The organism is Brachyspira pilosicoli (assembly GCF_036997485.1).
In the GTDB taxonomy this organism is placed as follows: domain Bacteria; phylum Spirochaetota; class Brachyspiria; order Brachyspirales; family Brachyspiraceae; genus Brachyspira; species Brachyspira pilosicoli_C.
In genome coordinates this window covers 122,445-138,804 of sequence record NZ_JAWLPU010000002.1, presented here as the reverse complement: position 1 = coordinate 138,804, position 16,360 = coordinate 122,445, and the positions used below count along the sequence as shown (strand labels likewise).

The 16,360-nt window shown below is 26.0% G+C and carries 12 protein-coding genes; 8 read left to right on the top strand and 4 right to left on the bottom strand.

Annotation, left to right across the window (positions count from 1 at the left end; all coding sequences use genetic code 11):
• Positions 1-70: 70 nt before the first annotated feature.
• The gene (locus tag R4I97_RS05985) at positions 71-1,885 is read right to left on the bottom strand and encodes a glycoside hydrolase family 10 protein (protein ID WP_335784178.1); all 1,815 of its coding nucleotides are present in this window, start codon (positions 1,883-1,885) and stop codon (positions 71-73) included.
• 199 nt (positions 1,886-2,084) lie between these two features.
• Between R4I97_RS05985 and R4I97_RS05980 the strand changes: the two genes are divergently transcribed.
• Together R4I97_RS05980 and hisS are read left to right on the top strand one after the other, a co-directional pair.
• Positions 2,085-3,353 carry a protein kinase gene (locus R4I97_RS05980; RefSeq protein ID WP_335784177.1) on the top strand — a complete coding sequence of 423 codons (1,269 nt, stop codon included), beginning with the start codon at positions 2,085-2,087 and terminating at the stop codon, positions 3,351-3,353.
• 47 nt (positions 3,354-3,400) lie between these two features.
• Positions 3,401-4,648, top strand: coding sequence for a histidine--tRNA ligase (gene hisS / locus R4I97_RS05975; protein ID WP_335784176.1), 1,248 nt, complete (start codon positions 3,401-3,403; stop codon positions 4,646-4,648).
• On the opposite strand, the gene R4I97_RS05970 is transcribed toward hisS, so the two are convergent.
• Positions 4,645-5,925, bottom strand: a complete 1,281-nt coding sequence (locus R4I97_RS05970; RefSeq protein ID WP_335784175.1) for an ankyrin repeat domain-containing protein — start codon at positions 5,923-5,925, stop codon at positions 4,645-4,647. The two genes, hisS and R4I97_RS05970, sit on opposite strands and share 4 nt — an antisense overlap.
• 178 nt (positions 5,926-6,103) lie before the next feature.
• Between R4I97_RS05970 and ftsY the strand changes: the two genes are divergently transcribed.
• The gene (gene ftsY, locus R4I97_RS05965) at positions 6,104-7,063 is read left to right on the top strand and encodes a signal recognition particle-docking protein FtsY (protein WP_335784174.1); all 960 of its coding nucleotides are present in this window, start codon (positions 6,104-6,106) and stop codon (positions 7,061-7,063) included.
• An 18-nt stretch (positions 7,064-7,081) separates the two neighbouring features.
• Positions 7,082-8,350, top strand: a complete 1,269-nt coding sequence (gene aroA, locus R4I97_RS05960) for a 3-phosphoshikimate 1-carboxyvinyltransferase (protein WP_335784173.1) — start codon at positions 7,082-7,084, stop codon at positions 8,348-8,350.
• Positions 8,351-8,357: 7 nt separating this feature from the next.
• Here the strand turns inward: aroA and R4I97_RS05955 are convergent, their stop codons facing one another.
• Together R4I97_RS05955 and R4I97_RS05950 are read right to left on the bottom strand one after the other, a co-directional pair.
• On the bottom strand, positions 8,358-9,080 hold the full coding sequence (locus R4I97_RS05955; RefSeq protein WP_335784172.1) for a polyprenol monophosphomannose synthase: 723 nt from the start codon (positions 9,078-9,080) through the stop codon (positions 8,358-8,360).
• 67 nt (positions 9,081-9,147) lie between these two features.
• Positions 9,148-10,188: a hypothetical protein gene (locus R4I97_RS05950; protein WP_335784171.1), complete on the bottom strand. Its 1,041-nt coding sequence runs from the start codon at positions 10,186-10,188 to the stop codon at positions 9,148-9,150.
• 148 nt (positions 10,189-10,336) lie between these two features.
• Here R4I97_RS05950 and R4I97_RS05945 point away from each other — a divergent pair, with 148 nt between their 5' ends.
• The 4 genes from R4I97_RS05945 to dnaB all read left to right on the top strand — a co-directional run bounded on the left by R4I97_RS05945 (position 10,337) and on the right by dnaB (position 16,358).
• Entirely contained in the window at positions 10,337-13,693 is a 3,357-nt protein-coding gene (locus R4I97_RS05945) for a UvrD-helicase domain-containing protein (protein WP_335784170.1), read from the top strand.
• A 21-nt stretch (positions 13,694-13,714) separates the two neighbouring features.
• Positions 13,715-14,320 carry a carboxymuconolactone decarboxylase family protein gene (locus R4I97_RS05940; protein WP_335784169.1) on the top strand — a complete coding sequence of 202 codons (606 nt, stop codon included), beginning with the start codon at positions 13,715-13,717 and terminating at the stop codon, positions 14,318-14,320.
• A gap of 122 nt (positions 14,321-14,442) precedes the next feature.
• Positions 14,443-14,964: a 50S ribosomal protein L9 gene (gene rplI, locus R4I97_RS05935; protein WP_335784168.1), complete on the top strand. Its 522-nt coding sequence runs from the start codon at positions 14,443-14,445 to the stop codon at positions 14,962-14,964.
• A complete protein-coding gene (gene dnaB / locus R4I97_RS05930) occupies positions 14,964-16,358 on the top strand; it encodes a replicative DNA helicase (protein WP_335784167.1) in 1,395 nt (464 codons plus the stop codon). Before rplI ends, dnaB begins: the two co-directional genes overlap by 1 nt.
• Positions 16,359-16,360: the final 2 nt, after the last annotated feature.

The following is a 16,360-nucleotide window of genomic DNA, read 5'->3' as shown; positions in this document are numbered from 1 at the left end:
TCCAAATGTGTATATAATTTTTTGATTATCGTAAATTAATATCGGAAGTTAATAAAAGTACTTGATATATTTATTGTATTACAAGATATTCGCTTTCATTATGTATTCTATCTAATGCAGTAACATAATATATATATTTAATGTTTTTATCTGCTTTTTCATCTCTATAAACCACTTTACAATTAGTATTAAAATCTTCTCTTCTTATTTTATCTAAAATTTCAAGTTTACCATCACTTACTTTTTTTCTGTATATTACATAATAAACTGAAACGCTATTTAAAACATGAGAGTATTTATCAAGTTTATATTCATTAGGGTCTGTGAAGCTAATTACATTTACCCCGAAAGATTTTTTAAGACTTGGATTTTCTAATTTTAGCGGAGGAGTATTAATATATTTCATTGTGTTCATTGTTGGAACTACTGCTTTGAATATATAATTATTTTTCTTAATATTATCAATGGCCTTATATCCATAATCTCCAGTGCCTACATCATTTAAATACATATTATGCATAGTAAAAAATGAAGAGCCTTTTATATAACCTTTGCCAACATATCTTATATAATCAACTTGCTTAGACATCACCCATACATCTTTCCAAGGTTCATATTTATCTTCTCTTCCCATTTTGTATAAAGCATGTCCTATATATATGTCAGCGATGTTTCCTTTGTTTGTAGATTTGCTTGCTTCACCTATCCACCAATCAACCATTTTATCGAAAGGTACTGTTTGATGCGAAGAACTCCAATAAATTTGCGGAATAATAGCATCAATATACATCTTGTTTAATCCGTCTTTTTCTGTGGCATTACTAAGTGTTGTAGTTTGCTCTCCATTTAGCATCCAAAGTAAAACATCAGCATGCAAAGCATCGAAGTTTGGATTATAAGATTTACTGTCGCTTCCATTAATATCGCCTTTATATTCGCTTAAAGGCTGTTTATTCCTCCAAACTCCAGCAGGGGATATAGTCCATTTTACATAAGGTTTTCTTGATTTTATTTCTTTATATATGCTGCTAACTAAATTATTAATATTGTTTCTTCTCCAAGCATATAACCCATCAACTCCATAATCATCATAAGAAGTATTATTAGGGTCATAACCTAAATTGCTTGCATATTTTGAAGAGCTTACACTATCAGGCCAATCTCTATATGTTTTGCCGTTTAATGAGTTTTGATAAAAATAATCATCAAAATGTATTCCGTCTATATCATAGTTTTCAACTACTTCTATAATAGAATCCATTACATATTTTGAACTTATAGGTTCACCTGGGTCTAAATATAGTCTATTATCATACCAATGAACAGGCTTAAGTCCGTTTGATACATATGTGTGAATAAAGTTCTTTTTAGAGAATTGTTCTTCATAGCTTTTATTTGTATCGTATTTTAATGATATTCTGTATGGGTTAAACCAAGCATGAACTTCTATGTTTCTTTTATGAGCTTCATTTATTATAAACTCAAGCATATCTGTTTTGAATGGATAATCATCTCTCTCATCTTCTGGATTAACACCAAAAAAATACCTTGTAGTAGGGTTAATTTTTGATTTGAATATTACACCAGCATCAGGCTTAACTTGTACAAACACAGCGTTAAAATTATTATTATAGAGTGTATCTAAATATTTTATTATTAAAGCCTTTTGTTTAGCTTCATTTCCGCCCATTACAGGCCAGTCAATGTTGGCAACTGTAGAAAACCAAGCAGCCCTAAACTCTCTATACATAGGGTTTTGGCTTCTATCTTCATCGATACTAGTTAAAAGCATTTTATTAATGATTTTCTCTTCTTTATATTCTATACTTTGACATGATAATATAATTGATAATAACATTATTAGAAATAATAGCTGTTTTTTCATAAATCCTACAAAATAAAAATTTATTTATTAGTCTCGGTATTTATATATGAACTATTAAGGCAATTATAATTTATACTTGAAAAATATTTATTATAATGTAAATTTGTATTATAAGATTATTTTTTTGTATATTATTATTTTTAAGTTTTTTATGACGATAATGAGTAATAATATATGTAACTACTGAGGAAATAAGATAATGAAAAAAATAATTTCTGTAATTTTAACGATATCTATTTTATCACCTTTAATGGCACAAAATAACTATACTTTCCCAGAATATATGGAAAGACTTCAAAGACAAGTTCCTAAAAAAGCCATACAGTGGTTTGAAGAAAATGGATATTCTGATGCTTATGGTGTAGATAAACGTATATTTATTTTCTATAGAGGTATAAGCAGATATCATAAATATGCCAGATACAAAGGTACTATAGATGATGCCAATAGAGCTGCAAGCGATTTTAGACAGGCTTTAGAAATACCAAATGATAATGTGTTTTATTTTAACAATAGAGCTATGTTATATTTGGGAGGACTTCTTGCTACTATACCTGGAGACAAAGAATTACCTGCTAGAATATTTAATTATTATATAGCAAATACTAGTCCATTTGACCCTGATTATCCTACTTCAGTATATTGGGCATTATATTTAAATTATCTTGATAAAGAAACATACAATACATACTATAATAGATTAGTTTCACTTCAAGAAACTCAAGTTTATCCTGTAGCTATAATATATGATTATGCTACAGCTACTTATAAAAGTATTCCAGAAATGTTAGCTAAAATACCTGCCCCTAAAGATGTGAAACCAAATACTTATCAATGGACACAAAATGGTATGAATATTTATACTTTAGTTAGTGATTCTGTACCTATTATACCAGAAGATAAAGTATTGCCTACTTATGGTGTACAGGTTTCTCCTTCTTTTGAGGAATATCCTCCTGCAAGCAGAGTGCCAGACCCTGGCGATAATAGAAGAAGACTTATAGAAGAAAGAGAAGTTTTAGAAAAAATATTTACTGAAAAATTCTATATAGAAACCAATCAAACTGTAACTAATGATATTATTACAGATGATATATTTACAAATACTGTAGTTACTAATGAGATGATAAACACTAACGATATTATCACAAATGAACTTATTACTAATGATATGATTACCAATAATACTATAGAAACTTTCTCTAATGTAGATACATATACTTTAAATGTACTTGTAGATAAAGTTAATACTTATGATAGTGTTAGAATAAATATAGCTGGAAAAGAATATAATATTTACAATAATGATAATTTTACCATTGATTTGCCTGAAGGCGAATATGATGTACAGATTTATATAGCTGATAAGATGTATAACAATAAAGTAAAAATTACTAAAGGGTATTATAATCTGCTTTATGTAGAAGTAAAAGAGGGTAAATTAGTTAATAATATGAATAATCAATAGCTGTATATTAGGCATTTTTAAAATATTAATAATTAACTGGAGATGTGATGCTTAATATAAAAAAACCTAGAGGTACAAACGACTTTTTTTATGATTCATCTGAGAGATTGGAGTTTATAGAAAATAAAATAAAAGAGATAGTAAGATTATACGGTTACAAAAGAATAAGAACTCCTTTATTTGAATATACTGATCTTTTTACTAGAGGTATTGGAGAGGGCACTGATATAGTTGGAAAGGAGATGTTTACCTTTGAAGATAGGGGAGGACGTTCTCTCACTTTAAGACCTGAGGGTACTGCTTCGGTGGCGCGTGCTTATGTTGAGAATTCTTTGCAAAATGAGCTTGCTATTAATAAGCTTTTTTATTTGGGTACTATGTATAGGGCTGAGAGACCTCAAAAGGGTAGATATAGAGAGTTTAATCAATTTGGAATAGAATGTATTGGCGGAACTTCTCCTATAATAGATGCTGAAGTTATAGCTTTAAATATTAATATATTAAAAGAGTTTGGCATAGATAATGTTAATTTGCTAATTAATACTGTTGGATGCAGTAATTGTAAGCCTAATTATAATAAAGCTCTTAGAGAAGCTATTGGAGAGAGAAAAACTGAGCTTTGTGAAACTTGCCAAAATAGATACGAAAATAATATTTTAAGAATATTAGATTGTAAAAATGAAAAGTGCAAAGCAATATTGAAAGATATACCAAAGTTTTATGATTATGTATGCGATGAATGTAAAGAGCATTTTGATTCTTTATGTAATGAGCTTACTAAAATTAATCAAAACTTTACTATAGACAATATGCTTGTACGCGGGCTTGATTATTACACTAAAACCGCTTTTGAAGTGCAGACAAATGCATTAGGTTCACAGAGTGCTATACTTGGAGGCGGAAGATACGATAACTTGATAGGGCTTTTTAATTCTAATAAAGATGTTCCTGCTGTTGGAAGTGCTATGGGGCTTGAGAGACTTCTTATAGTGCTTGAAAACAATAATAATATTATTAATGACAGATTAGATGTTTTTGTTATAGCTTTTAAAGAGACTCAAAATGAAGTATTGAATATTATGCAGCTTCTTAGAGCTAAAAATATTTCTTGTGATTTTGATTATAATATTAAATCTATTAAAAATCAGTTTAAATCTGCTAATAAAAGAAATGCTAAATATGCCTTAATAGTAGGTGAGGAAGAATTAAAAAACAATAAGTTTAAGCTAAAGAATATGGATACTAGCGAAGAGAGAGATGTTGCTTTATCTGATATAGCTAAATTTATTAATTAATTCATACGACTGCTTTCAAAGAAGTTTCTTATATTTTCATTTTTAGACTTTTTTGCTAATTCTATAGAAACATTGTCAACGGCGGCACCATTTTTTACAAGAAGTTTGCATATATCAAAGTTTCCAACTTCTATTGCCATATTTAATGGACTGTAATTTTTATTTTTATCTTTCAAACTTATATTAGCACCATTATCTATTAGAGCTTTTACTAGTTCTGTATTATTGTTTTTTATTGCCATATGCAATGGGCTATAATATTTATCTATATGGTTTAAATCAGAGCCTTTGTTTATAAGTTTTAGAGAATTATTATAATCATTATTTTTTACTGCTATATTTAATACTGTTTCATTGTTATTGTTAGTGATATTAACATTAGCATTTTTTTCTAAAAGCATGTCTATTACTTTGCTGTATTCTTGAGATTTGCTTGCATTAATTAATGCTAAATGCAAAGGTGTGTTTCCATTTGTTTCTTGTAAATTAATATTAGCATTACTATCTAAAAGTATTTTTACGCTTTCTGTTTTTTTATTTGCATTAATGTCTAAAATATAATGCAAGCTTGTTTGAAAATATGAATTAGTATTATCCACATTTGCTCCAAGATAAATAAGTGTTTTCATAGATTTTATAGAACCAACACCAGAAGCATAATGAAGCATTGTATTTGTATCTTTAGTGTCTACATCTATGCCAAGCTCTCTTACTAAATAATTTATATTTTCTACATTATCACCAAAAATAGCTGCTTTCATTATTGATATAACATCTTCGCTATTCATAAGTAAGTAGATGTTTTTATCCAAATATGCTTTTAATATTTTTGAGTTAGAATATCTTGAAGCTACAAATTCACTTCTTGGTTTTTCTATCATTTTAAAGTTAATATTAGCTCCATAATCTATTAATAGTTTTAATGTTTCAAAATTGTTGTATATTGCAGCAATATCCATAGCAGAGAAATATGAAGCATCTATAGTTTCATTGCTTTTTATAATTTTTGTATTTTTATCTAGTAATTTATTTAAATCTAAATATGGAGAGTTTTTTAATGTTTTTATAGAATCGGTTTGATTATTTTCTGTTGCTATATGTATTAAATAAAATCCTCTTTCATCTTTTATGTTTGGATTAACATTTTGACTTAGCATATTTTGTATAGTTTTTATGTCGCCTATTTTTACAGCATTAATCATTTTATTTTCATTTTCTGTAAGTGCGTATGATATGTTTATTATTAGGATATAGAGTATTACTAACTTTTTTATCATTATTGTTTTCCATTATCTAAATTATTGTTAATTATTATAAACTATAATTTTATTATGTAAACTAAAACTTTTGCATTCTCTTTTAGTAAAATACACTATATTAGAAAATTACATAACTTGAAAAAATATTAATACTTTATATAATATCTCTAATAATTTTTTAGTGGAGAACAAATAGATGCAAAATTATTTATTATATATAATAATAGCCATTGTTGTTATTTTGGCTTTAATAATATTATTAGTATTAAAAAATAAATCTAAAAAACCTCAAGTATCTTTAACAACTTCAAAATCAAAATTTTCTCTATCATCATTATTTAATAAGTCATCAATTAATGATGAGTTTTTTGCAAGTTTAGAGAATATGCTTATAACAGCAGATGCAGGAGTTGAAACTACAAAAGATATTATTTCAAAATTAAGAGAAATTGTAGAAAAAGAAAATATAAAAGATTCATCAGAAGTAAAAAAGCATTTAAGAGAGATTTTAATATCAAAGTTTATAAATAAAAAAATAGAATTAAAAGAAAAGAATATATTATTTATAGTAGGAGTTAATGGAGTAGGCAAAACTACTTCAATTGCAAAACTAGCAAATATATTAAAACAAAATCATAAAATAATATTAGCAGCATCAGACACATTTAGGGCAGCCGCTATAGAACAGCTTGAAGAATGGGCTAATAGATTATCTGTAACTATAGTTAAAGGTCAGCAGGCAGGCGACCCCGCTAGCGTATTATTTTCTGCTTTAGATAAGGCTAAAGCAACAAATGCTGATATAGTAATAGTTGATACGGCTGGTAGATTTCATAATCAAGATAATTTAGTTAAACAATTAGAAAAGATGAAAAAAATAGCTACAGAGAGATTTAGCGAGTTTAATTTTGTGCCTATACTTGTGTTGGATGCTAATGTTGGGCATAATGGTATAGAGCAGGCTAAAGTATTTACTAATGCTTTAAATATACAAGGAGCTATTGTTTCAAAATTGGATAGTTCTGCTAAGGGCGGAGTTGCTATAAGTGTGGCTCATTATTTATCGCTTCCTATATACTATGGAGGATTTGGTGAGAAGGTAGAAGATTTTAGAGAGTTTAATGCTGAAGAGTTTATTGATTCTATTTTGCAATAATTGTTTTTGGAGATTCGTATGTCTTTAGTAGTAAAACCTTCTTATGATATTTATGGTTCTGTATATATACAAATAAGTAAAAGTGATGCTCATAGGGCTTTAATAGCTGCTGCTCTTTCTAAAGATATAAGCATATTAAAACCTTGGATGAAAAATGTGGGTGATGATATAGAAGTAACAAAAAATGCTGTTTCTAATTTTGCAGATTTAGTTCCAGAGTTAGATTATTTGAGGGTAATTCCTAAAAAAGATAATTCTATTAATGATATAGTAGTGGATGTTAAAGAGTCTGGTACTAGTTTAAGGCTTCTTATTCCTATAATGTCAGCTCTTAATATCAATACAACTTTTGTTGGTTCAAAAAAATTATTTTCTAGACCTATATCAGTATATGAACAAATATGGCAAGCACAAGGTTTATTTTTTGATAAAAAAGAAGACTCTCTTACAATAAAAGGTCAATTAAAAAGCGGAGATTTTACAATAAAAGGCAATATTAGCAGTCAATTTATAAGCGGTTTATTGTTTGCTGCTCCTTTGCTTGAGGGTAATTCTAAAATTATAATTGAAGGCGAATTAGAATCATCTCCTTATGTATTTATGACATTAAAGACATTGAAAGAGGCTAAGATAGAAATATCAAAAAATATGGAAAACTCACTCATAGAAATATATGGCTCTCAAGAATATTCAGCTCTTAACTATGAAATAGAGTCCGATTGGTCTCATGCTGCTTTTTTTGCTGCTGCTGGTGCTTTGGGCGGAGAGGTTACTCTTTACGGATTAAATAAATATTCTATACAGGGTGATAAAGAGATACTAAATATATTAAAGTTTATGGGAGCTTCTATTAATTGTAATGAAGATGGTTCTATTACAGTTAAAAAAACAGGAAAACTTCATGCTATGGATATAGATGTATCAGATATACCAGATTTAGCTCCAATAATTACGGCATTAGCTTCTACTGCTAAAGGAACTACAAAACTATATAATGCAAGCCGTTTAAGATACAAAGAAAGCGATAGGATTAATGATTTAAAAGATAGTTTTACTAAAATAGGGGCAAAAATAGAAGTTACAGATGATGAAATCTATATAGAGGGTGTTGAAAAATTAGAAGGAGGAAGCACCACCTCTCATAATGATCATCGTATAGCTATGGCTTTAAGTATTGCTTCTACTGTATCTAATAATGATATTGTTATAGATGATGCTGAGTCTATTAATAAATCTTCTTTTAACTTTTTGGAACAGTTTAAAAGTATAGGTGCTAAAATAGATTAATATATAATTATTTATTAAAATATTTTGATTTATTTCTAAATCTTAAACGAATCACTCTAAACAATGCTTCTGCTATTATGTTTTTAGACATTTTTGATTGACCGCTTCTTCTTTCATAAAATATTATAGGCTCTTCTGATACTTTTTTACCAGTGCTTTCAAAAGAATAATTCATCTCTATTTGGAAAGAATATCCAGCAGATAAAATATTGTCGAAGTTCATAGTTTTTAATACAGATACTCTAAAGCATTTAAATCCGCCAGTAATATCCATTATCTTTGAACCTAATATAAATGAAGCATATCTGTTTCCATAATATGATAAAAATAATCTTCTTAAAGGCCAATTAACTACACTAATACCATTACAATATCTTGAACCTATCACTAAATCCAAATTCTCTTTTTCCATTCTATCAACAAATTTAACAACAAAATTAGGGTCATGAGAAAAATCAGCATCCATCTCTATAACATAATCCGGATTATACTGGAAAGAATGTTTAAACCCAGCTATATAAGCAGGTCCAAGTCCTTCTTTTTTTTCTCTTTTTAATAAATGAACTCTGTTGTTATCTAAATATTTCTCAACAATATTTGCTGTACCATCTGGGCTATTATCATCAACTACTAATATTTCTATATATTCTGGAAGTGCCAATACAGTATTAATCATTTTCTCTATATTATCTTTTTCATTGTAAGTAGGTATTATTATTATTGCTTTCATTTATATTCCTATTTTTTAAATTTTAAAATATTATATATTATTTTTTTATGTTTTCAATATTATTTTTTTATTTTGAATAATTATCAAGTTCATTACAAAACTTAACAAACTCTTCATAAACAGTAATAGACTGCAAATATCTTAAATCTATCATTAAACCAGAATCTATATGCTTAAAAAACTCTACATCCCATAACTCTGTTTCTACAAATCCCTTTTTATAATCATATTTATAATACTCAAACTTATAATAAAATGTTCTAAAATATTTTACCTTAGCAAAACATAATTTATATATTCTAAATATTATTCCAATAGTATCATTAGTGTTAAAAAACTTATCTGTAAAAATTAATGCTTTATGTGAGTTTTCTTTCTCTTGATACCATTTATCATTTTCTTTTATTAGTCCATATTTTTTTATTATATTTTCTTTATCAGCGGAATATAGAGAGTTGTAGTTATAATCATATCTTACCATCTTATTATTAAAATCTATACCTTCGCATATTATATAAAATGTTTTATTATCTGTATGTATATTTATTTTTATATTAGAATCTTTATAATTTTCATCTACCCTGAAAACATCATACTCTGAAGGGCAGGCATTAAAATGTGTAGCACACTCTATAAATAAAACATTTTTAAATATTATTTCTACATCATGATAACAAAATAAATCATTGCTTCCTACTATATGTAAGTCTGATTTATAATCATTAATCATAAAATCTAACCACATATTATCTTTGATTGATTCATTAATCTTTTTTATAATTTTTTGTGCTTCTATTATATTAATACCGTTTGTGTAATTATAAAATTCTTCTTCTAAATATTTAAAATTATTAAAAGCCATTTTATCTTTATGTTTAATTATTTTTATATTTATATTATTTTCTATATCAAAAAATAGTTCATATTGAAATATATCATTATTATCTATTATTATTTTATCATTTTCTTCTGTTATATTAGCTATATTGTCATTTTGCTCTTTAATATATTTTGCAAATTTATATAATATATTTTTATTATTTTCTTTAATATTGTTGGATATATTAATTATTTTGTTATTATTATCAAAGAATAGTATTTTATGCATATTTAATAGTTTAGTATTTAATTTAGTGTTATATAAAAACACACTATAATAAATTATACATAATTTCTCATTGTTTTTCAACTTTTATATAATTAAAATATTAATCGAATGTTTTAATTATTTATATTTATGTTATGATATTTAAGTTATGAAACTTAATGATAAACAAAAAGAAATAATAGATTTATTTTTGAATAAAGGCATTTGTTTTGTTAGTGCATCCGCTGGAACTGGTAAAACAACAACTATTACAGAAGCATATTTGCAATTATTAGAAAATAAAAAGCAAAAAGTTTCTAATATAGTTGTTATTACTTTTACAAAAGCAGCTGCTAATGAAATGTTAATTAGAATAAGAAGAAAAATTAGAGAAAAGATTAATGAAAATAAAGATGCAGAATATTGGAAAAATATTTATAAAGAAATATTAACCAATGCCAAAATATCTACTATACATTCATTTGCTAATTCAATTGTTAAAGAATATTCTATTTATCTTAATATACCTCCAAAAATAACAATACTTGAAGAGAATAATGATTTTTATGAAGTAATTTATAATGAAATCTTACAATTATTAAATGATAGTAAATATTCAGAAGATATTAGAAATACTTACAGAATATTCACAGATGAATCGAAAGCAAAATTCATAAAAGATATATTTAATTTTTTAATAAAAATAAAACCAAGGTTAGAAAATATAAAAACATTTGAAGAAGAAGCTAATAAGATTTTAGAGATAGAACTTTATGATAATGCTTATAATAAGATGTTTAAAACTATAAATTATTTAATAGATAATAAACCTGAAAAGAATGAAGGTGTTATTATAAAAAACATAATAGATTCTATTAATGATTCAATAGATATTATAAAAAAATTAAAAGATATTAAAAACATAGAAAACGATGATTTGTATGATAATATATTAAAATCATTAAGTATAGTAAAAAATAATAGAAAACTTGGAAAAACTAATCATATAGATTTTAAAACTGCTTTTGATGAATTAAAAGATAGTTTAATACCAAATTTTGAAAAGTATATAAAAATACAAAGAAATAAAGATATATATAAGAAACTTATTAATTTTATAAAAGAAGCCTATAACAAATTAGAAAACACTAAAAGACAAATGGGAGTATATTCTCATGAAGATATGATATCAAAGGCAATAGAAGCGTTAGAAAATGAATCAATAAATAAAGAGATAAGAAATAATATTAATACTGTGATATTAGATGAAGCTCAAGATACAAGTAAACTTCAATTTTCTTTTATAAATTTAATAGTATTTGGAAATAGAGAAATTACAAAAGAAACTGCTATAAAAGATAAAAAGATACTTATAGTTGGAGATAGAAAACAATCCATATATAGATTTAGAAATGCTGATTTAAATGTATTTACAAATGCTCAAGATATTTTTAGAGATTATGTAAGATATTTGCAAGATAATTATAGAAGTAAAAAAATGCTTATAAACTTCTTTAATGATATTTTTGCAAACATAATATTTAAAGATGATAGTATAAAATACACAAAAGATGATAATTTAATTTCAAAACAAAATGATGATACAAGAAATAAATTAGTATCTTTATTGGCATTTAATGATAATAATATTTCAGATGATGTCAAATTAAACACAGATTCTAAAACCATATTAGAAGCTTATGCCATAGCTAAATTTATAAAAACAAATCTAAAAAATGATTATAAAAATACTGCAATACTCCTTCAAACATTTAGCAGATTAAATATTTACTTATCAGTATTTGCAGAAGAAAAAATACCTTATTATGTTGATGGAGGAAATGGATTTTATGAGAGAGTTGAAATATCTAATTTAATAATATGTCTTAAATATTTAGTTTTAAAAGATTATTCATTATTACAAAATTTACTAATGTCCGAATTATTTGATATAAAAATTATAGATTTATATGATTTTTCAATAGATTTAAAACTAAATGACAATTATAATTTATATGATTATTTTTCATTAAATGATTGCAAAGAAAAAACTTTGGAAATAGCAAAGAATAAAAAATATTATGATGAATTAAAAAAAGCAAAAGAGCTATTAAATAATATAGAATTAAAAATTAGCACAATGTCTTCTTATGATGCAATAGAAACAATATGCGTAGATACAAATTATTATAATTATTTAATGCTAAAAGAAGATGCTGAAATATCCTATGCTAACATAGAAAAATTAAAGAAATTAGCTTATGACTTTGAAAATAGGGCAGGTGTTAATATTTATGATTTTGTTATCAGTTTGGATATGAATGCTAAGGATATTTCTTATGCTACAATACCAAAATTATCAGTTGATGCTATACGAATAATGACTATACATAAATCAAAGGGATTAGAGTTCAATAATGTATTTTTAGCTGGTGCTGGATACTATAGGAATGTTCCTAATGAAATATTTGACTTTGTTGAAAAATTTCCGTACATAGAGGTCCCTATACATGGAGAATTGGAAGAAAAATTGAAATTCTTTTCCAAAGATGATGATTATAATTCTTTGGCAGATAAATCTGAGAAAAAAAGATTATTGTATGTTGCTTTAACAAGGGCAAAAGAAAGATTGATAATATCTGGTGAGGATAGATATAAAAAATTTGATAAGCCTAAATCTTATAGAAATTATGTAGAGTCTTATCATCATTTTGATATAGAAAATCAGATAGATACAACAGATGATTTAATTCATATTGATGATAATACCAATGAGTTTATGGATTATTATTCTTATGGTATATCAAAAAATACTAATTATGATTTAAATGAATTATATATTAAGAATTTAGAGAAAATAAATAAAAAAATAGATTCTATAAATATAAATAACGCTATAGAAGAAAAAATAGAAAAAATAAAGTATGTTAATCCTTCAGAGGTGTTTGAAACAGAATTTGATAAAAATGTTATTAGCAGATTATTAAATAAAAATATTTCTATATCTTTAGATGATGATAAAAACTTTGATTTGGAAAATTTTGAAACAATAAAAGCAATAGATATGGGTACTTTGATGCATGACTTGCTTGAGCATTTTGATTTCGATGAATATAAAATAAGTAAAGATAATTATATAGAAAAAATAAAAGATTATGCTATAAAACAAAATAAACATTATGATGAAAAAGACTTAAAAAATAAGCTTGATAAATATTTTATAAACTTCTTAAACAATAAGCATATAATAAATATTATAAACGAAAAAGAGCTAATTGTTTCAAGGGAGCATAAGTTTCAAAATAGAAAATTAGTTGAAAATATACCGCAAATTACTAATGCTAAAATAGATATAATTACAAAAAACACAAACGATGAATATTTTGTTTTAGATTATAAAACTACAAAATATTCTAAAGAAAAAGAAGAGAAATATATAGCACAGCTTGAAATGTATAGAGATATTTTAAAAAAAACATTTAATATTAATAGAGAAGTATATATAGATTTAATATTTTTAGGATAATTTTTTATTAAGGAATAGATGATGTTTAAATTTAATATTAAAGATAAAAATAATTATTTTGAATCTCAAGATAAAGCATATATTAATCCTCCTAAAAGAATACCATTTTTTTTAAGGTTTCCAATATGGATAGCAAGCAAAAAGGTAAAAAAAGATTTACTCCTTGCAAAGGTTTTAGCTTGGAATCCAAAAACGGCTATTAGTTCTGGCATAATGGAATCTCTAATAACACATGATGATAAGGAAGTACCTAAAAGATTATTAAAGCTCATAAGAATACAAATTTCTATAGATGTATCTTGTCCTTTTTGTATTGATATGAATAGTTTTGAGTATGACAAAGAAAATGTAACAGATGAAGAAATAAAAGCTTTACAAAATAAAGATGTAGATAATTGCCCATCTTTATCAAAAAAAGAGAAAATAGCATTAAAATATATATCCGCCATAACAAAAACTCCTATAACAATATCAGAAGAATTAATAAACAAAGTAAAAGAAGAATATTCTGAAAGGGCTATATTAATATTAGCTTCAACAGCGGCACAAGTTAATTATTGGGCTAGGCTTATAAGGGGATTAGGAATTCCTGTTGCGGGATTTAGCAATATTTGTAAATTAGAATAAATAAATTCTAAACAATTAAATAATATGTAAAGTATTGATATAATATTTATAATATGTTATAATTAATAGACTAAAAGTTATAGAATGTGTATAAATATAGTAAATGATAGGGAGTTTTACCAATGGAAATTATCTTAAAGAAAGATTTTATATCACTTGGCTATGAAGGAGATATATGTAAAGTAAAAAACGGTTATGCAAGAAATTTTCTTATTCCAAGAGGTATAGCTGTTGTAAAAAATGCTGCTAACTTAAAAACTTTAGCTCAAATGCAAAAAAGCTTAGAGAAAAAAAGAGCTAAAAGAAAAATGGAAGCAGAAATACTTAAGGGAAAAATTGTTGATATAAGCGTAATAATACCTGCTAAAGTTGCTGATAATGGTAAACTATATGGTTCTGTTAGTCAGCAGACAATAGTTGATGCTTTAAAAGAAAAAGAAATAGATATCAATAAACGCGATGTTCATATGGAAAAACATATTAAAGAACTTGGCGAATATGATGTTGAAATAAAATTATATCATAGCGTTAATGCTAATATCAAAATTAAAGTTGTTAATATTGACAACATTGATAGCGTTAATAATGTTGAAGCTAATACAGAAAATACTGAAACTGCTAATACAACAGAAGAAAATAATTAATGAATAATACTCCATGCTCCATAGAGGCTGAAGAGTCTCTACTTGGAGCAATGCTTCAAAACTCTCAGGCTATATCTGCAGCAATTTCCAAAATAGTATCAAAAGATTTTTATAGTGAAAGAAACAGATTACTCTATGAATGCATACTTGAAATGCATAATAGGGGGATTGCAGTTAATGCTGAAACTATTTTAAGATATCTCAAAGAAAACGGACTTTTTGACAAAATAATTCAAAATGATGAAGTATATTTGATGAAAATAATAGACGGAAGTCCTTTTCATCAAAATGCCAAATATTATGCAGAAATTATAGCAGAAAAATCTTTATTGAGAGATTTGATAACTGCAACTCAAGACATACAAAACTCAGCTTATGAAGCTAAAGACTCTGAAACAAAAGAAATAGCCGATTTTGCAGAAAAAAGAATATTTGAAGTTACTCAAAGAAGACTTGATAATGATTTTATACATATAAGAGATTTACTTTATGAAGCATTAACCACTATAGAAAACAGAAAAAAACATAAAGGTACTGTTACAGGAGTGCCTTCTGGTTTTATTGGTCTTGATAAGGTTACTCATGGTTTCCAGCCATCAGATTTAATCATACTTGCAGCACGTCCTTCTGTTGGTAAAACCAGCTTTGCTCTAAATATAGTTGAACATGTTATAACTAATATTGAATCTATGAATTATGGAATTGGTTTTTTCTCTTTAGAAATGAGCAGTATGCAGCTTGTAGAGAGACTTATTGCAAGCAAGGCAAGAATTAGTTTGTCTCGTGTAAGGTCTGGAGATTTAGAGAAACCAGAATGGACTAAATTAGGTCAGACTTTCAATAGTTTATCACAGGCTAATTTGTTAATAGATGATTCTAGCCAATTAACCATTATGGAGATAAGAGGTAAGGCTAGGCAGATGAAATATAAATTTGCTGAAATTGCTAAAACCACGGGAAAACCAATAGATTTAAAATTAATAGTTGTTGATTATTTACAGCTCATTCATTCTAATGCCAATACAAGAAGAAACGGCACAAGAGAACAAGAAATAGCAGATATATCAAGAGGGCTTAAAGCATTAGCAAAAGAATTGAATGTACCAGTTATAGCATTAGCACAGTTATCGAGAGCAGTTGAACAAAGACAAGATAAACCAAGGCTTTCTGATTTACGTGAATCTGGTTCTATAGAGCAAGATGCTGATATTGTTATGTTTCTTCATAGGCAAAAAGCAAATAAAGAAGATAAAGATGAAGAAGTGATAGATGAAAAAAATAATCAAGTTGAAGTTATACTTGCAAAACATAGAAATGGTGCTATACTTGAAGGATTGCCGCTTAATTTTATTGCTGACCAGACAAGATTTGAAAATATTAATGTTAATAATTAAAA